The sequence below is a fragment of the Ancylobacter sp. 3268 genome, assembly GCF_031456575.1.
In the GTDB taxonomy this organism is placed as follows: Bacteria; Pseudomonadota; Alphaproteobacteria; order Rhizobiales; family Xanthobacteraceae; genus Ancylobacter.
Window position 1 is genome coordinate 75,036 of the sequence record NZ_JAVDUX010000007.1, and the last position, 16,630, is coordinate 91,665.

The following is a 16,630-nucleotide window of genomic DNA, read 5'->3' on the forward strand; positions in this document are numbered from 1 at the left end:
CTCAGTCGGCGCGCTCGCCGGTGATCTCGCTCAGGCGGCGGCTCATCTCCTCGCTGTAGCGGCGGATGGCATGCGTCTCGGTGAGCACGCCGGCAAGTCGTCGGTGGCTCGCGTCGTCCACCACCGCGAGAACGTCCGCCTCGGCACCGGCGAAGGCATCCAGCGCCTCGCGGATGGTCATGTCGGGCAGCAGCACAGCGTCGGCAAGATGCAGCAGCGGGCGCAGCGTGGCCGGCGCCTCGCCCTCCGCCTCGGTCGCGGCATAGAGCGACGCCGTCGGCACCATGCCGGCATAGGTGCCATCGGCGGCGGTGGCGACGACATAGGTGGTGGAGCCGGCCGGATAGGTCCGCCGGGCAGCGTCGAGCGGCGTATCGGCATCGAGTTGCGGCACCTCGATCCGCATCAGGTCCCGCACCTTGAGATCGCGCAGCCAGCCGATGTCGTGCGCGCCGCGGATGCTCTCGCCGCGCAGATGGAACCGCCAGGTCGCGAAGGAGAAGCCGAACAGCCGCCGCGTCATCAGCGAGGAGATGCCGGAGGCCGCGAGCACGGCAAGGGTGAGATTCAAGTCGCCGGTCATCTCCAGCGCCAGCAGCGTCATGGTCATCGGCCCGCCGACGACGGAAACCGCCAGCGCGCTCATGCCGATCAGCGCATAAAGCGCATGGTCCGCCGCCAAGCCGGGCAGCACGAATTCCAGCCCGCCGGCGAACACCCGTCCCGCCAGCACGCCCATCAGCAGCGAGGCGAAGAACAGGCCGCCGCGAAAGCCGGAGCCGATGGAGACCGAGGAGGCCGCCACCTTGGCCAACAGCAGCAGCGCCAGCGGGGCCAGCAGTTCGTCACGCGCGATGTGATGGTAGACGGCGCCATGACCGGCGGAAAGCACGGCGGGCGTGCCGAGCGCCATCAGTCCGACCACCAGCCCGCCCAGCGCCGGCCGGACATAGACAGGCACCGGCGCGCGACGGAAGCCCGCCTCGACCAGCGTGGCGCCGCGCATCACCGCGATGCCGACAACAGCGCAGAATGCGCCGAGCAGCAGCACCGGCGGCAGGTCGGCGAGCGCCGGCGCGGGCAGCGACGGCAAGGACGGCAACGCCTCCGGCATCAGCAGCCGGCGCGTGAGGGCAGCGGTGAAGCTCGCCGTCATCATCGGCACGAAAGCCGGTATGGCATAGGTGCCGAGGATCAGCTCGAAGCCGTAGAAGGCGCCCATCAGCGGTGCATCGAAGGCCGCGCCGATCGCCGCGCCGGACGCGCACCCCACCATCAGCCTCAGATCCGCACGGCGCAGATGCAGTGCCTGGCCGAAGCGGGAGGCCAGCCCGCTCGACGCCTGCGTATAGCCGGCTTCCAACCCGACCGACGCACCAACCCCGCTCGATGCCATGGTCTGCACCGCGACGATGAGGCTGTCCCGCAGCGACATGCGGCCGCCATGCAGCGCGTTGGCCTCGATGGGATCGACCGGCGCAGCGGAGGAGATTCGCCGGACCAGCAGCCCGGCAATGCCGAAGGCGAGCCCGCCGAGCGAAGGCACCAGGACGAGCAGCAGCGGTGCGAGTCCCGCCGTGGTGGAGAGGTGGGCATCGGGCGCGATGCCGAACAGCAGGATATGCAGAAACTGGGTCGCCAGCCCCAGGGCGACCACCACCACGCCGGCCAGGATGCCGACCGCGCCGGCAAGCGCGACGAGCGCCAACTCGCCGGTCCGCACCATGGAGCGCAGACGGGCGGCAACGGATCGCGATTGGGGAGCGGGATCGGGCGTCACGGGCCAGCCTTGCGGAGCGGCATTGCTGTCCCGTGTTTAGGCAGCGCCGGCGTCGCAGGCAACCGTGACGCCGGCGCAAAATGCCGGCGGCGTCAGCGCCTGCCGGCGCTCGGGTCCTCGATCTCGGCTTCCGGCCGGTCGGTGCCGTCGGCGGTCTCCTGATGCCAGGCCCCGGCGGCGTCCTGATAGAGAATCGGCCGGGTCTCGCCGGTCAGCGATTGGCGGGCCGCCGCCTCGCGGGCCGCCCTCAGCGCGCCCTCGTGGGTGGCATGGGTTTCGGAGAACACATCGCCGAGCTTGTAGGCCCAGCCACCGTCATGCTCGACGATCTCGTAGCGTATATGGCTCATCTCACATTCCTCCCGGCCCTGAAAACGGCCGGCACCGACGCCGGTTCCGAACGAAGCGCGGGCATCAGCCTAGCACTGTTGCCGCGGCGCGACTTGCCCATTCCCATGGCGCCTGTCCGGCTTCCGAAGCGGAAAGCGGGTGGCGAGGGCGGTCGGAATGGGCTATCGAGCCACGCCCGGGCCCGAGCGGCCCGTGCAGAGTGCGGAGTGCAGACCATGCGTGCCGACCCCCATGAGCTGACCGGCTCCGGCGCACGGGCCACGCGCAAGGAGTGGGTCGGCCTCGCCGTCATCGCCCTGCCCTGCCTCGTCTATGCGATGGACCTCACCGTGCTGAACCTCGCGGTGCCGCAGCTCGCCCTGCATCTGGCGCCGAGCGCGACGCAGTTGCTGTGGATCATCGACATCTACGGCTTCATGGTCGCCGGCCTGCTGATGCTGATGGGCACGCTCGGCGACCGCATCGGCCGGCGCCGGCTGCTGCTGATCGGCGCCGGCTGCTTCGCCGCCGCCTCGATCCTCGCCGCCTTCTCGCGCTCGGCAGGCGAATTGATCGCCGCGCGGGCGGTGCTCGGCATTGCCGGGGCGACGCTGGCGCCCTCGACGCTCTCGCTCATCCGCAACATGTTCCTCGACGAGCGCGAGCGCACGCTGGCCATCGGCGTGTGGATCGCCTGCTTCTCCGCCGGCGCCGCCATCGGCCCGCTGGTCGGCGGCGCGGTGCTGGCGCATTTCTGGTGGGGCGCGGTGTTCCTGCTCGCCGTGCCGGTGATGGTCGGGCTGATCGTGCTGGGGCCGATCCTGCTGCCGGAATATCGCGACGCCCATGCCGGCCGGCTCGATGTCGTCAGCGCCGCACAGTCGGTGACGGCGGTGCTGGCGCTGATCTACGGCATGAAGCATGTCGCCGCCGCCGGGCCGGACGGGCAGGCCGCCGCGGCGGTGGCGCTCGGCCTCGTGGTCGGCGGATTCTTCGTCGCCCGCCAGAACCGTCTCGCCGACCCGATGATCGATCTCTCGCTGCTGCGCCGGCCGATGATCGGCGCCGCGCTCGGCATCAACATCATGGCGATGTTCGGGGCGATGGGGATCTTCCTCATCCTGTCGCAATATTTGCAGCTCGTGCTCGGCATGGGGCCGTTCGAGGCCGGATTGTGGACCGCGCCCTCCGGCGTGTGCTTCGCCATCGGCTCGCTGGCGACGCCGCATCTGGTGCGCCGCATGCGTCCGGCCGACCTGCTGGTGGCGAGCCTCGTCCTTGCCGGCTCCGGCTTCCTGCTGCTGACCCAGATCGAACGCGCGCCGCTGCCGGTGATGTCGGCCTCGATCATCCTGCTCTGCCTCGGCCTGTCCCCGGTCGGCACCCTCACCACCGATCTGATGATGCGCGTCGCTCCGGCGGAGCGGGCCGGCGCCGCCTCGGCGATCTCGGAGACCAGTTTCGAGTTCGGCGGCGCGCTCGGCATCGCCGTGCTCGGCAGCATCGTGGCGGCGACCTATCGGATGAACATGGAGCACCTCACGCTGCCGGAAGCCGGCGGCGAACGGCTCGCGGCCGCACGGCGCACCCTCGACGGCGCGGTGACGGCGGCGCAGCAGCTCGGCGGCCCGGCGGGCGAGGCGCTGATGCAGGCGTCGCATGATGCCTTCTCACGCGGGCTGGTGTTCGCCACCCTTGCCTGCGCGGTCACCACGCTCTTCGCCGCCATCGTCGCTCGCCGGCTGCTGGGCAGGTCGCGCTAGCCGCCGCGACGAAGGATCGAGTTGCGGCGGAACCGGGGAGGTTTCATAGTCAGCGCAACGGATTCCCCGATCTATGATCGCAGCGTGTACGGCCTTTTCGAGGTCGATGGTGGCGGAGGGAAGCGAGGCGTCCGTCCCTGCCCTGTCCAACCCGCCGGTGCCTCCCTCCATGCCGCGTAAACCGTCTAACATCGTCTATGCCGCCGACGACAAGATGCCGCTCGGCACGCTGCTCATTCTCGGCGTGCAGCATGCGACGCTCGCGCTGCTCTTCGTGGTCTATCCCCTGGTCGCGGCCACCGAGGCCGGACTGTCCTTCAGCGACACCCAGATCCTGATCACCAGCTGCATCATCTTCATGGGGGTGGCGACCATCCTCGAATGCCTGCCGCGATCGAAATCCGGCGCCGGCCTGCTGTTGGTGCAGATTCCCAACACCCCGCATCTGCCGCTTGCGGTGCAGGCGCTCTCGGCCGGCGGCCCCGCGCTCTATGCGGCGATGAGCCTGATCGCGGCGGCCGCGCAGTTCTCCCTCACCCGGTTTCAGGGGGCGATGCGGGCCATGTTCCCGCCGGAGATTTGCGGCGTTGCCGTGACCATGCTGGGCGTGGCGCTGGCCGCGCCGGCGCTGCGCCGCATGTTCGGGCTCAGTGCCCATGAGGTGACGACGCTGCTCGACCTGCGTTATCCGCTGGTGAGCTTCACCGCACTCCTGATCATCATCGTGCTGGCCATCTTCTCGCGCGGCGCGCTGCGGCTGTTCGCCGTCGCCATCGGCGCCGGCGTCGGCTGGGTGCTCGCCGCCTATGTCGGGGTCGCCCGCGCTCCGGCGGAACCCGGGCTCGGCGCGCTCGCCCTCGTCGATCTGCCGCAGCTCGGCTGGCCCGGCCTCGCCTTCTCCTGGGCCATGCTGCCCGCGGCGGTGCTGACCGGCATCATTTCGGCCGTCGACATGCTCGGCACGGTGGTATCCATGCAGCGCATGGACGACGCCGACTGGCGCCGCGCCGACATGGGACAGGCGGCGCGGGCCATCCGCGCCAACACGCTGAGCGACGTCGGCGCCGCCGTTACCGGCGGCTTCGCCAGCGCCTCCTCCTCGGCCGCCATCGGCGTCGCCTTCGCCACCGGCGCCACCGCCTGGCGCATCGGCGTCGTCGCCGGGGTGATGATCCTGCTCGCCGCCTTCTCGCCGAAGCTCATCGGCGCGCTGACGGTCATTCCCGATCCCGTCGTCGGCGCGATCCTGGTCTACAGCGCCGCGTTCCTGATCGTCGCCGGCATGGAGCTCATCCTGTCCCGGCGGCTGAGCGACCGGCGCATCTTCACCGTGGGTCTGGCGGTGATGGCCGGGCTGGCGGTGGCGATCCTGCCCGAGCTGGTCCATGCGGCGCCGAGCTGGGCGCAGCCGATCCTGGAATCGCCGCTGTCGGTATCGACGGCCGTCGCCGTCGCCCTCAACCTGTTCTTCCGCATCGGCATCCGCCAGGAAGCGGCGGTAACGGTGACCACCGACGACAACCCGTTCACCGTCGCCACCGAGTTTCTCGAAAGTCAGGGCGATGTATGGGGTGCGCGGCGCGACGTGGTTTCCGCCGCCATTCCGGTGGTCGCGGAAGCGGTGGAGATGCTGCTCGACACCGGCATCGCTCCCGGCACGCTGGAGATGCGGGCGAAATTCGACGAGATGAACTTCGACATCGTGCTCGCCTATCAGGGCGAGCCCATCGAGATTCCGACCTTGCGCCCTTCGCCCGAGGACCTGCTTGGCGACAGTGCGGCCGTGGCCCGCTTCGTCGGCTACATGCTGAGCAAGCGCGCCGACAAGCTGGTGATCGGCAAGAGCGGCGATCGCCAGACGCTCACCTTGCGCTTCGAGCACTGAGGCGCGTCGAGCCGGCTTGCCGGCAAGCGCCGATCTCGGATAGTTCTGGTGCGAAAGCATGCGGGCGCATCCCTGCGTCCGCCGAACCCTAGAGCCGGAGCCGTGTCTTCGATGCAGATCGACCGCTTTGTCGAAAAGAACGTGGTGATCACCACCGTGAAGGGGCGTCTCGACAGTTCGACCTCGCCGAAGCTCGACGAGTTCATGGCGGCGATTCCGGAGGGCAGCAGCGTGCTGCTGCTCGATTTCGCCGAGCTCACCTATATCAGCTCGGCCGGGCTGCGGGTGGTTCTGAAGGCCGCCAAGCTGGCGAAGGGCTCCGGCGTCGTCCTCGCCATTTGCGGGCTGATCCCGCCGGTGCACGAGGTGTTCGACGTCAGCGGCTTCTCGACGCTGATCCCGATCCATCCGAACCGCGACGCCGCGCTGGCGACGCTGGGCTGATCGCTCGATCCGATATGGCCGGGGGCACATGATCATCGACCGGATCGACTTTCGCCTCGCCAATGACCTTGCGGAACTCGGGCCGCTTGTGCGGGCGCTCGATTTCTTCGGCGAAGCCGTCGCGCTGCCGCCCAAGACGGCGCATCGTCTCACCCTCGCCATCGACGAATTCGTCAACAACGCCGTCGACTACGGGTATCCCGACCACCGGCAGGGCGAGATCACCGTGTCGATCCGCCATCGCGTCGAGCATCTGGAAATCGTCATCGCCGATGATGGCGACGCCTTCGATCCGCTGACGGCGCCGGCGCCGGATCTTTCCGGCTCCATCGAGGAGCGCCGCATCGGCGGCCTCGGCGTTCATCTGGTGCGCACCCTGGCCACCAGCTTCGCCTACCGGCGCGAGGACGAGCGCAACGTGGTGACGCTCGCGCTGGCGCTCGACGCCTAGAGGGGGACCCGGCCGGGGTGCCGGCTGGCGCTCAGGCGCGATGGGCCTGGGTGAGGCTGTTGACCAGTTGGCGCGCCAGCCAGACGATGCGCTCGAACAGGATGGTCATCCGGAACAGCGCATCCTGCTGCATCGGCGTGACGGCGTTCTGCGAGGACAGGCGCTGACGCAGCGCCTCCATGACCTGGTCCCGGTGCCCGAGCAGGCTGAGCACCATCTCGGGATCCTCGGCCCCGAGGCTTTCGCCATGCTCCGCCACCGCGCCGAGCAGCGCGTGCAGGGATTCGATCAGCCGCCTGGCGGTGGGCAGGGCCTGCGCCGGCCCGGCGACCTCGGCGAATTCGCCCAGCGCATCGTGGAGGGCACCGACATTGGCGGCGGCATCGTCCAGCAACAGCGCCACGGCTATCTGCCGCCGGCTCATCTGGCCGTCCAGCAGCGCGGCCAGATAGGCCTTGACGCTGCCGGCGAGGGTGACGCCCGCCACCCTCAGCATCGCCGGAGCGGGCGTGGTCGCATCCGGCTCCTCGCGCACCTTGTCGAGCATCATCGGCAACCGCTCGGCAAGCCGCGCCAGCTCGCGCACGGCGAGGTCGAGCGCGGCGGCGGGATCGGACAGCGATTCCCGCAGCAGGAAGGCCGGCTGCGCCAGCGTCTCGGCGGGGCTGGCCGGCAGGTGGCGCTCCATCAGGCGGCGGGTCATCGGCTGGGTGAGCGAGGCGATGAAGGCGCCGCCGATCTGTGCCAGCAGGAACAGCACCGCAATCTGCGCGCGCGGATCGCCATCGGCGGGCAGCACGCCCGCGAGGGCCTGCGGAAACAGCGCGGCGGCGACGCAGACCAGCGCCAGCAGCAGCGAGCCGGCTCCCTTCTGCACCACCTGGATGGCGAAGATCAGCCGTCCGGCCATGGTTTCGCCCGGCACCATCACGGCATTGTTGACCATGCCGGCGGCGTTGGCGCCGGCGACCAGCGGCAGCGCCGAGCTGAGGTCGAGCAACCCGCCACCGACCGCGGCGACGGCGATCGCCGCCGCGACCGAGGAGGATTGCGCCGCCAGCGAGAAGCCGAAGCCGATCAGTGCCAGCAGCAGCGGATGCTGGAGCGCGACCTCCCACCAGGGATTGTGCATCAGGCTGTCGCGCACCGGCCCCACCGCCACCGCGACCAGATGCATGCCGAACAGCAGCAGCGCCGCGCCGAGCGCGGCCTCCACCACATGGCGCATGCGCTCGCCGCGCGCGAGCTTGAAATAGGTGACGAAGCCGGCGATGCCGATGACCACCCCCGCCGCCGTCGAGGTGTCGATGGCGACGATCAGCGGCAGCAGGGCGGTGCCGACATTGGCCCAGTTCGGCGCGCCGAGCGCCGGGCCTGGCGGCAGCACGCCGCCGCGGATGAAGGAAACGATGATCCAGGACACCGCCGTGGAGCTCTGGGTCACGATGCCGGCGAGGGTGCCGCTCACCGCGCTGCTTATCGGCCCGCGCAGCGCATGGGAGAAGGCGGCACGGCCGCGCCGGCCGACCAGCGGCACCAGATTGGCGGACAAAGCGCGCACGCCGATGAAAAACAGGCCGAGGCCGCTGAGCAGCAGCGCCAGGGTCGCCATGCGATCAACGACCCCCAAGAAGCAAGAACGGCATCCGATCCCCTTGACGGCTCATGCACGAAAAGTCCGGACAGGCTTTATGCAGCCCGGCCATCGCCCCATGCAACACCGGGGCCGGCAAAGAGCGACGCGGCCGCCGGCTCAGCCGGCCTCGCCGAGCAGCGCCCTGATCTTGCCCATCAGGCGCGGCAGCTCGACCGGCTTGGTGTCGAAATCGTCGCAGCCGGCCGCCAGCGCCGCCGCGCGGTCCTGCTCCATCGCGTGGGCGGTGAGCGCGATCACCGGAATGGCGGCGGTGGCGGGATTGGCCTTCACCCGCCGCGTCGCCTCCCAGCCGTCCAGCACCGGCAGGCTCATATCCATGAGGATGATGTCGGGGCGGCGCGCGCTGGCGAGATCGACGCCCTGCTGCCCGTCCACCGCCAGCAGCACCTCGAAGCCGTTGCGCAGCAGACGCCGCGAGAGCATGTCGCGGTTCATCTCGTTGTCCTCGACGAGGAGTATCGTCGCCATGCCTGTCATCCTGCCCGTCCGGTCGCGACCTTGCTGCGCCCGGCGATCGCCGCCAGCGCCGCGCCCAGCGTGCCGATCGGCTGGGCGCTCTTGTTGAGGATGAGTAGCGTGTTCTGCGCCAGATAGCTGCGCTCGGCCTCGGTGAGTTCCTTCGCCGTCAGCACCACGATCGGCAGGTCGGCATGGGCGGGGTTGGCGCGCGCCTCGCTGAGAAAGGTGAAGCCGTCCATCACCGGCATCATCAGGTCGAGCAGCACCAGCGACGGCGCCGGGTGGACATTGAGCCACGCCAGGGCCTCACGCCCGTTGCCGGCCTCGGCGGCGTGCAGCCCGCCATCCTCGATGGCGGCGCGCACCATCGCCCGCACATCCGGGTCGTCGTCCACCACCAGCACCTGGCCCGCGCCGTCGCCGGGGGTGAATTTATGGATCAGCCCCAGCAGGCGCTGCCGGTCGATCGGCTTGGTCATGTATTCGGAGGCGCCGAGCGCATAGCCGAGATTCCGGTCGTCGACGATGGTGAGCATGATGACCGGGATATGCGCCAGCTCCGGCTCGGACTTCATGATGCCGAGCACCGACCAGCCGTCGATCTTCGGCATCATCACGTCGAGCGTGACAATGTCGGGCGGGTCGCGGCGCATGATGTCGAGCGCGTCGATGCCGTCGCGGGCGTGGCGCAGCACATAGCCCTCCTTGCCGAGGGTGGCGGCCAGCACCTCGTGGACGGCGGGATCGTCATCGACCACCAGCACGGTGATCGCCCCGGCATCGGCCGGCGCGCCGGCATCGACCAGCGGCTTTGCCGGCTCGGCGGCCACCGCCGCCTCCGCCGGCAGCTCGATGAGGAAGGTGGAGCCCTCTCCCGGCACGCTGGTCACCAGGATGGTGCCGCCGAGCATGGCGACGAAATGCTTGGTGATGGTCAGCCCGAGCCCGGTTCCGCCGAAATTGCGGGTGGTGGAGGAATCCGCCTGGGTGAAGGCCTGGAACAGCCGCCCGATCTGCTCCTCGGTCATGCCGATGCCGGTGTCGCGCACCTCGAAGCGCACCGAGCCGGGCCCCTCGCCGCTGTGCTGCCGGGTGACGGTGAGGCTCACCTGCCCGTCCTTGGTGAATTTGGCGGCGTTCGACAGCAGGTTGATGAGGCTCTGCTTGAGCTTGGTGACGTCGGTGCGCAGCGAGCCGAGATCGAGCGGGCAGTCGATGACGAGGCGGTTGCCGTTCTTCTCCATCATCGGGCTGACAATGGTGCGCACCTCGTCCACGGTGCGGTTGAGAAACACCTGCTCCAGATAGACGTCCATGCGACCGGCCTCGATCTTGGACAGGTCGAGGATGTCGTTGATGAGCCCCAGCAGGTGCTTGCCGGCCGCCTGGATCTTGTCGAGGTCCGCCACCATCGCCGTGTCGCCATTGTCGGCGGCGTCCTCGCTGAGGATCTCGCTATAGCCGATGATGGCGTTGAGCGGCGTGCGCAGTTCGTGGCTCATATTGGCGAGGAAGGCGGACTTCACCTGGCTTGCCGATTCCGCCGCTTCCTTGGCGTCGCGCAGGTCCTGCTCCATTTTCACCCGGTCGGTGATGTCGACGAAGGTGGCGATGATCGCCGGCGCGCCGCGGAAGTCGAGATCGCCATGGGCGACCATGGTCCAGACCGGCGTGCCGTCCGGCCGCAGCAGCACGAACTCCCGCCGCTCGCTGGGCGGGCCGGAGAGGATGTCCCACAGCTCTCGTCCCCTTTCGGGGCTGTCCAGCACATCCTCCACCGGCCGGCCGGTGAAGGCGGCGGCGGGGCGGCCGAGCAGCCGCTCCACCCCGCCATTCACATGCAGGAGGGTGTGGCTGGCGCGGTCGACGATGATGAGCCCGACCGGCGCGGCGGCGTCGATGGCGCGCAACTGCTCCTCGTCCTCGCGCAGCTTCATCTCGGCCAGCTTGCGCTCGGTGATGTCGGTATAGATGGCGATGAAGCCGCCGCCCGGCACCGGATCGCGACGTACCTCCAGCACGGTGCCGTCGGGGCGGGTGCGCTCGAAGCGATGGGGATGGTCGAGCTGGGCCACGCGCTTGGCCAGCACCTGCTCTATGTCGATATCGTCGCCGAACTCGCCGCGTGCGCCGAGGTAGCGGATATAATCCTGGAAGGTATGGGCGGAGGTGAAGAACTCGTCCGGCATGTCGAGATATTCGCGGAACAGCCGGTTCCAGGTCACGAGGCGGTAATTGGCATCGTACATGGCGACGCCCTGCGCCATGTTCTCCAGCGTCGCCCGCAGCAGCGTCGCCTCGCGCCCCAGCCCGCCGGCGTCGAAGGGACAGGCTTCGCCTTCCCGCTGTTCCGCGTCGCTGCCCATCGGTCTCGTTCCCCCAAGCTTGCGCACCGGCCTGCAATAAGGCGCGGCGGCGATTCCGGCCAGATTACGCGAAGGTCAAAAGGATCGCCGCCATGTCGTCCGAGGCTGGCTCCCCGGCCTCGAAGACGCGCACCGCGTCAACCAGCAGGGGCAGGGTCCACCCCTCCCCTTGCGGCGCGGCGGCCAGCAGGTCGCCGACCCGCTCTTCGCCATAAAGCGCGCCGGCCGGGTTCTGCGCCTCGGTGAAACCGTCGGTCACCACAAGGAGCCGGTCGCCCGGCGTCAGGTCGCCGCGCTCGGCGCGATAGGCGAAACCCTCGACGATGCCCAGCGCCGGCCCGCTGCCGCCGCCAAGGCGCGCGACCCCGCCGTCCCGGCGCGCGAGATAGGGCGGCACATGGCCGGCGCGCACATAGGCGAACGCGCCGGTCGCCAGGTCGACGCTGACCAGCGCGAAGGTGACGAACATGCAGCCGGCATTGCCGCGCGCCAGCGCCTCGTTGACGAGCCCGACCGCCCGCGCCGGATCGGCGAACAGTTCCGGCGCGTCCGGCCGTGCCGCCAGCGCCCGGAACAGCGCGTGGGTGCGCGCCATCATCAGCGCCGCGCCGGCGCCCTTGTCGGAAACGTCGCCAAGCGCCAACACGACCCGGTCGTCGCCGATGAAGAAATAGTCGACGAGATCGCCGCCCACTTCCTTTGCCGGCTCCAGCAGCGCCTCGATGGCGATGCGCCGGCCCGCCGCCTCGCCGGCAAAAGGCGGCGGCACCAGATCGAGCTGGAGGGTGCGCGCTTCGTTCAGCTCGGCCTGCTTGCGCTTCAGCTCGTCGCGGGTGCGGTCGCGCAGCGCCTTCTTCTCCAGCGTGGCGAGCACGCGGGCGCGCAGCAGCGTCGGGTTGAACGGCTTGAAGATGAAGTCGTCGGCGCCGAGTTCGATGCAGCGCACCACCGGATCGAGCTCGTTGAGCGCGGAAACCACGATCACCGGCAGTTCGTTCAGCCGGCCGTCGCGGCGCAGCGCCTCCAGCACCCCGAATCCGTCGAGCTCCGGCATCATGATGTCGAGCAGCACGAGGTCGTAAGGCGTCTTGGCGATGGCGGCCAGCGCCTCGTGGCCGTTGGTCGCCTCGTCGATGCGGCTGAGGCCCAGCCGGCGCAGGCGGCGGGCGAGCAGATCGCGGTTCTCGGCCACGTCGTCGACCACCAGGATGGCCGCATTCTGGTCCACCATGCCGCGACACCACCACGTTGCGCCGGATCGGGAAGGCGCCCTGCGGCGCCGCGGCCGGACTATCTGCGCAATCGCGCCGCTTCGCAACGCTTGGCAGCGACGGAACCCCGCCGCCCGCTCCCGCATTCACAGGCAAGAAGCGGAGAGCCTCATGCTGACGATCATCGTGCTGATCCTGATACTCGTCCTGCTGGGCGGCGGCTATGCCGGCCACCGGGCCTACGGCCTGCGCGGCCTCATCGGCGTGCTGGTCATCGTGCTGCTGGTGCTGGCCGTGCTCGGCTTCGTCAGCGACGAGATCGCCGTCGGCCCGGGCGTCGCCCCGATCATGCGGGAATAGCCGGCTCGGCGTCGACGCCCGCGGCGGGGAAACCGCCCTCCCCCGCGTTGCTCAGATGCCCTGGCCGCCGGAGACCTCGATCCGCTGGGCATTGATCCAGCGGTTGTCCTCGGTGAGCAGGCTGGCGATCATCGGCCCGATATCGTCCGGCACGCCGACCCGCCCCAGCGCGGTGATGCCGGCAAAGAAGGCGTTGAACGCCGGCGTGTCGCGGACGGCGCCGCCGAAGAAGTCGGTCTCGATCGCCCCCGGCGCCACGGTGTTGACAGCAATGCCGCGGCTGCCCAGTTCCTTCGCCAGGTAAACGCTGAGCACCTCGACCGCGCCCTTCACCGCCGCATAGGCGGACCAGCCGGGAGTGGCGACGCGGGTAAGCCCCGAGGACAGGTTCACGATGCGGCCGCCATCGGCGATCAGCGGCAGCAGCGTCTGGGTGAGGAAGAACACCCCCTTGAAGTGCACGTCCACCAGCCGGTCGAACTGCTCCTCGGTGGTGTCGCCGATCAGCGCATGTTCGCCATGCCCGGCATTGTTGACGAGATGATCGAAGCTGTCGCGCTGCCAGGTCGCGCGCAATGCCGTGCGCAGCTGTTGCGCGAACGCGGGAAAGGCCGCGACGCTGCCGGTATCGAGCTGCAGCGCCACCGCCTTCCGGCCCATCGCCTCGATCTCGGCCACCACGGCCTGGGCGTCCTCCTCCCGGCTGCGATAGGTCAGGACCACATCGCCGCCCTTGCGGGCGATGTGGAGGGCGGTATTGCGCCCGAGGCCGCGGCTGCCGCCGGTCACGATCGCGATTTTCGTCATGGGAACAGCTCCTGTGTCATGAGATGTTGAGACCACCCGATCATCGGAGCGACGCGCCGGCGCTTGTTGCCGAAAGCTCGACATGTCTTGCCTATTCCTACGAGACCGCTTCGCAGGGCGCCCCGGCTCGGCTAGGATCGCCTCATGATCGACACCCTGCTCGATGCCGTCCGCCGCTACACGCAGCTGCATGCCGATGCGGCGGGGGTGGCGCGCACGCCCATTCCCGGCCTCACCACCCTTCGCGCCACCGCGCCGAGCGGGCTCGATTATGCCATCGCCCGGCCGCTGGTCGCGCTGGTGGTGCAGGGAAGCAAGCAAGTCGCCATGGCCGGCCAGGCCTTCACCTTCAGCGCCGGCGACTCGCTGCTCATCACCGCGGATGTGCCGACGGCAAGCCGGATCCTGCACGCCAGCGTCGGCGAGCCCTATCTCTCGCTGGTGCTGGATCTGGATCCGGCCGTGATCGCCGAGCTGACCGTGGAGATGACGGCGGCGCCGGTCACCGACGCGGCGCCGGTGCAGGTCGAGCCCACCGATGCCGACGTCGCCGATGCGGCGCTGCGGCTGATGCGCCTCGTCGAGCGCCCGGCCTCGGTGCCGGTATTGCAGGCGCAGCTCGTGCGGGAGATGCATTACTGGCTGCTGGCCGGCCGGCACGGCGCGGCGATCCGCCGCCTCGGCTATCCGGACGGCCATGTCCGGCGGGTGGCACGCGCGGTCGCCGTGCTGCGCGCCGAGTTCGCCCGGCCGCTCACGGTGGCCCACCTTGCCGCCGTGGCGGGAATGAGCCCGTCCTCGTTCCACCAGCATTTTCGCGCCGTGACCTCGCTCTCGCCGCTGCAGTTCCAGAAGCAGCTGCGATTGATCGAGGCGCGCCGGCTGATGCTGTCGCAAGGGCTCAATCCGGGCCAGGCCGCCTTCTCGGTCGGCTATGAGAGCGTGCCGCAGTTCACAAGGGAATATGGCCGCATGTTCGGCGCGCCGCCGGTGCGGGATATGAAGAGCGCCCGGAACGGGATGGAAGCGGCGGCCTAGCCGGTCAGCGCGCCGTCCAGCCGCCGTCGACCCTGAGACTGTCGCCGGTGACGAAGCGCGCGCCCGGCGAGACGAGGAACAGGATCGATTGGGCGATGTCCTCCGGGGCGGGCAGCTCGTTCAGCGGCACCATGTCGTAGACGAACTGTCGGAAGGCGGGATCCTCGAACATGCCCTGCGTCATCGGCGTCACCACGAAGGTCGGCGCGATGGCGACGACGCGGATGCCGCGCGGCGCGAGTTCCACCGCCATCGCCTTTGTGAGCCCCTCCACCGCGTGCTTGGTCATGCAGTAGACGGTGCGCTTGGGCGAGCCGACATGCCCCATCTGCGACGACATGTTGACGATGACGCCACCGCGATCCATCGCGCGCGCCGCGGCGCGGGCGACCCGGTAGACCGAGCGGATATTGAGCTCGATCATCCAGTCGAGCGTCTCGTCGTCGACATCGACCATCATCTTCGGCCGGTTGCCGCCGGCATTGTTGACGAGGATATCGAGCTCGCCCATCGCCTCGATGCTGGTCAGGAAGTCCGCATCGCGCACATCCGCCACGCAGGGCTCGATCCGCCCTTCTCCCTCTTCGGCGAGTTCATCGAGATCCGCGCGGGTCCGCGCCACGGCGATGACGCGGGCGCCGGCCTGCGCCAGCGCCAGCGCGGTCGCCCGGCCGATGCCGCGCCCGGCACCCGTCACCACCGCCGTCTTTCCTGCGAGCATCGGCAGCATCGGGCTCAGCGCTCCTCGATATCGGCCGCGAGGCCGGCCGCCTCGATGCCGGCGACCGCGCAGGCCTCATCAACATCAGAGGTGTCGCCGCTGATCCCCACCGCGCCGATGATGCGGTTGCCGCCGTCGCGGATGAGCACGCCGCCCGGCACCGGCACCATGCGCCCCTCGGTGACGGCGGCGAGCGCGGTGAAGAAGGTGCCCATCTTCGCCGCCCGCGCGGCGAGGCCGCGGGACGAGATGCCCATGCCCAGCGCGCCCCAGGCCTTGCCATGGGCGATATCGAAGCGGGCAATGCCGCTGCCGTCCTCGCGCCGGGCGAGCTTCACATGGCCGCCGGCATCGAGCACCACCACGGTGAGCGGCTGGCTATCGCCGGCCCGCGCCCGTTCCAGCGCGACGCGGCCGATGGTGTCGGCCTGTTCGAGGGTGAGGTCCGCCACGGCTCACTCCCCCTTGCCATGCGCTTCGGTCATGCCCTTGAGCACCGCGAACAGCGAGGCGGTGTCCTCCTTGCCGCGCCCCTGCGCGAGGGCGGCGAAATAGAAAGGCAGGCTCGCCGTCATCAGCGGGGTGGGCGCGCGCATCTCGCGGGCGAAGTCCATGATGAGCTGGAGATCCTTGATGTAAATGTCCATCTTCATCGTGGCCGGCTCGTAGCGCTCCTCGATCATCAGCGGCGCCCGCACGTCGAACATGCGCGAGCCGCCCGCGCCCGGCCGGATCGCGTCATAGACGAGATTGAGGTCCAGCCCGGCGCGCTCGGCCAGCAGCAGCGCCTCGGCGGTGGAGAGGTTGTGGATCGTCACCAAGAGGTTGGCGATGTATTTCAGCTTCATGCCGGTGCCGAAGCCGCCACAATAGCGCACGTCGCGGGCAAAGCCGGCGAAGGCCGCCTCCACCTTGCGGAAGGCCGCCTCGTCGCCGCTGGCATAGATGGAGAGGTCGCGCTTTGCCGCCTGCGCGCCGGTGCCGCTCACCGGACAGTCGAGCACATGAGCGCCCTTCGCCTCCAGCGCGGTGCGGCAGGCCTCCTTGGCGTCGATGGGGAGCGTGCCCATCTCGCACACCACCGCACCGGGCCGCACGACCTCGGCGATCTCCTTCGTCACCGTCTCCAGCGCCTTCACCGAGGGCAGCGCCAGCAGCAGGATATCCGCCGCCGCCGCCACCTCGCGGGCGGTGGCGACGCGCTGGCCGCCCTGCCCGGCCAATGCCGCCATCGCCTCCTCGGCCATGTCGGTGCCGACCACCGCATGGCCGCTGTCCAGCAGGTTTTTCGCATAGGCCGAGCCCATGATGCCGAGACCGATGATCCCGACGGTCTCCTTCGTCGCAGTCGTCACGCG

16 protein-coding genes are annotated in these 16,630 nt (G+C 69.7%); 6 read left to right on the top strand and 10 right to left on the bottom strand.

Annotated features, from left to right (window positions below; all coding sequences use genetic code 11):
* Window position 1 precedes the first annotated feature (1 nt).
* Both J2X65_RS11850 and J2X65_RS11855 read right to left on the bottom strand, forming a co-directional pair.
* Window positions 2–1,780 (bottom strand): chloride channel protein, encoded by a 1,779-nt coding sequence (locus tag J2X65_RS11850; protein WP_310201156.1) that lies wholly within the window; start codon window positions 1,778–1,780, stop codon window positions 2–4.
* A 92-nt stretch (window positions 1,781–1,872) separates the two neighbouring features.
* Entirely contained in the window at window positions 1,873–2,130 is a 258-nt protein-coding gene (locus J2X65_RS11855) for a DUF2188 domain-containing protein (protein WP_310201158.1), read from the bottom strand.
* A 216-nt stretch (window positions 2,131–2,346) separates the two neighbouring features.
* On the opposite strand from J2X65_RS11855, the gene J2X65_RS11860 reads away from it, so the two are divergent.
* The 4 genes from J2X65_RS11860 (at window position 2,347) to J2X65_RS11875 (ending at window position 6,653) form a co-directional block, all read left to right on the top strand.
* A complete protein-coding gene (locus J2X65_RS11860) occupies window positions 2,347–3,873 on the top strand; it encodes an MFS transporter (protein ID WP_310201160.1) in 1,527 nt (508 codons plus the stop codon).
* 169 nt (window positions 3,874–4,042) lie between these two features.
* Window positions 4,043–5,758, top strand: coding sequence for a solute carrier family 23 protein (locus tag J2X65_RS11865; RefSeq protein ID WP_310201162.1), 1,716 nt, complete (start codon window positions 4,043–4,045; stop codon window positions 5,756–5,758).
* 111 nt (window positions 5,759–5,869) lie between these two features.
* Window positions 5,870–6,202, top strand: coding sequence for an STAS domain-containing protein (locus tag J2X65_RS11870; protein WP_310201164.1), 333 nt, complete (start codon window positions 5,870–5,872; stop codon window positions 6,200–6,202).
* 28 nt (window positions 6,203–6,230) lie between these two features.
* Window positions 6,231–6,653 (top strand): ATP-binding protein, encoded by a 423-nt coding sequence (locus J2X65_RS11875; RefSeq protein ID WP_310201166.1) that lies wholly within the window; start codon window positions 6,231–6,233, stop codon window positions 6,651–6,653.
* A gap of 31 nt (window positions 6,654–6,684) precedes the next feature.
* On the opposite strand, the gene J2X65_RS11880 is transcribed toward J2X65_RS11875, so the two are convergent.
* The 4 genes from J2X65_RS11880 to J2X65_RS11895 all read right to left on the bottom strand — a co-directional run bounded on the left by J2X65_RS11880 (window position 6,685) and on the right by J2X65_RS11895 (window position 12,366).
* A complete protein-coding gene (locus tag J2X65_RS11880; protein ID WP_310201169.1) occupies window positions 6,685–8,265 on the bottom strand; it encodes a Na+/Picotransporter in 1,581 nt (526 codons plus the stop codon).
* 141 nt (window positions 8,266–8,406) lie between these two features.
* A complete protein-coding gene (locus J2X65_RS11885) occupies window positions 8,407–8,778 on the bottom strand; it encodes a response regulator (protein WP_310201171.1) in 372 nt (123 codons plus the stop codon).
* 5 nt (window positions 8,779–8,783) lie between these two features.
* Entirely contained in the window at window positions 8,784–11,135 is a 2,352-nt protein-coding gene (locus tag J2X65_RS11890) for a response regulator (RefSeq protein ID WP_310201173.1), read from the bottom strand.
* Between the two features lie 64 nt (window positions 11,136–11,199).
* Window positions 11,200–12,366: a fused response regulator/phosphatase gene (locus tag J2X65_RS11895; protein ID WP_310201176.1), complete on the bottom strand. Its 1,167-nt coding sequence runs from the start codon at window positions 12,364–12,366 to the stop codon at window positions 11,200–11,202.
* 151 nt (window positions 12,367–12,517) lie between these two features.
* On the opposite strand from J2X65_RS11895, the gene J2X65_RS11900 reads away from it, so the two are divergent.
* Window positions 12,518–12,706 carry a hypothetical protein gene (locus J2X65_RS11900; protein WP_230361638.1) on the top strand — a complete coding sequence of 63 codons (189 nt, stop codon included), beginning with the start codon at window positions 12,518–12,520 and terminating at the stop codon, window positions 12,704–12,706.
* A 51-nt stretch (window positions 12,707–12,757) separates the two neighbouring features.
* Here the strand turns inward: J2X65_RS11900 and J2X65_RS11905 are convergent, their stop codons facing one another.
* Window positions 12,758–13,513, bottom strand: coding sequence for an SDR family oxidoreductase (locus J2X65_RS11905; protein WP_310201180.1), 756 nt, complete (start codon window positions 13,511–13,513; stop codon window positions 12,758–12,760).
* A 144-nt stretch (window positions 13,514–13,657) separates the two neighbouring features.
* On the opposite strand from J2X65_RS11905, the gene J2X65_RS11910 reads away from it, so the two are divergent.
* Window positions 13,658–14,551, top strand: a complete 894-nt coding sequence (locus J2X65_RS11910) for an AraC family transcriptional regulator (protein WP_310201182.1) — start codon at window positions 13,658–13,660, stop codon at window positions 14,549–14,551.
* 4 nt (window positions 14,552–14,555) lie between these two features.
* Here the strand turns inward: J2X65_RS11910 and J2X65_RS11915 are convergent, their stop codons facing one another.
* From J2X65_RS11915 to J2X65_RS11925, 3 genes are read right to left on the bottom strand one after another with little or no spacing between them, the layout of a single operon-like run.
* Window positions 14,556–15,281: an SDR family oxidoreductase gene (locus J2X65_RS11915; protein WP_310201184.1), complete on the bottom strand. Its 726-nt coding sequence runs from the start codon at window positions 15,279–15,281 to the stop codon at window positions 14,556–14,558.
* 5 nt (window positions 15,282–15,286) lie between these two features.
* Window positions 15,287–15,724 carry a heme-binding protein gene (locus J2X65_RS11920; protein WP_310201185.1) on the bottom strand — a complete coding sequence of 146 codons (438 nt, stop codon included), beginning with the start codon at window positions 15,722–15,724 and terminating at the stop codon, window positions 15,287–15,289.
* Between the two features lie 3 nt (window positions 15,725–15,727).
* Window positions 15,728–16,627 carry an NAD(P)-dependent oxidoreductase gene (locus J2X65_RS11925; protein ID WP_310201187.1) on the bottom strand — a complete coding sequence of 300 codons (900 nt, stop codon included), beginning with the start codon at window positions 16,625–16,627 and terminating at the stop codon, window positions 15,728–15,730.
* Between the last annotated feature and the right edge of the window lie 3 nt (window positions 16,628–16,630).

Coding starts and splice junctions, on each gene's coding strand:
- J2X65_RS11890 (WP_310201173.1), bottom strand. CDS start 11,135: ATGGGCAGCGACGCGGAACAGCGGGAAGGCGAAGCCTGTCCCTTCGAC.
- J2X65_RS11900 (WP_230361638.1), top strand. CDS start 12,518: ATGCTGACGATCATCGTGCTGATCCTGATACTCGTCCTGCTGGGCGGC.
- J2X65_RS11860 (WP_310201160.1), top strand. CDS start 2,347: ATGCGTGCCGACCCCCATGAGCTGACCGGCTCCGGCGCACGGGCCACG.
- J2X65_RS11880 (WP_310201169.1), bottom strand. CDS start 8,265: ATGGCGACCCTGGCGCTGCTGCTCAGCGGCCTCGGCCTGTTTTTCATC.
- J2X65_RS11875 (WP_310201166.1), top strand. CDS start 6,231: ATGATCATCGACCGGATCGACTTTCGCCTCGCCAATGACCTTGCGGAA.
- J2X65_RS11870 (WP_310201164.1), top strand. CDS start 5,870: ATGCAGATCGACCGCTTTGTCGAAAAGAACGTGGTGATCACCACCGTG.
- J2X65_RS11885 (WP_310201171.1), bottom strand. CDS start 8,778: ATGGCGACGATACTCCTCGTCGAGGACAACGAGATGAACCGCGACATG.
- J2X65_RS11855 (WP_310201158.1), bottom strand. CDS start 2,130: ATGAGCCATATACGCTACGAGATCGTCGAGCATGACGGTGGCTGGGCC.
- J2X65_RS11865 (WP_310201162.1), top strand. CDS start 4,043: ATGCCGCGTAAACCGTCTAACATCGTCTATGCCGCCGACGACAAGATG.
- J2X65_RS11910 (WP_310201182.1), top strand. CDS start 13,658: ATGATCGACACCCTGCTCGATGCCGTCCGCCGCTACACGCAGCTGCAT.
- J2X65_RS11915 (WP_310201184.1), bottom strand. CDS start 15,281: ATGCTGCCGATGCTCGCAGGAAAGACGGCGGTGGTGACGGGTGCCGGG.
- J2X65_RS11895 (WP_310201176.1), bottom strand. CDS start 12,366: ATGGTGGACCAGAATGCGGCCATCCTGGTGGTCGACGACGTGGCCGAG.
- J2X65_RS11905 (WP_310201180.1), bottom strand. CDS start 13,513: ATGACGAAAATCGCGATCGTGACCGGCGGCAGCCGCGGCCTCGGGCGC.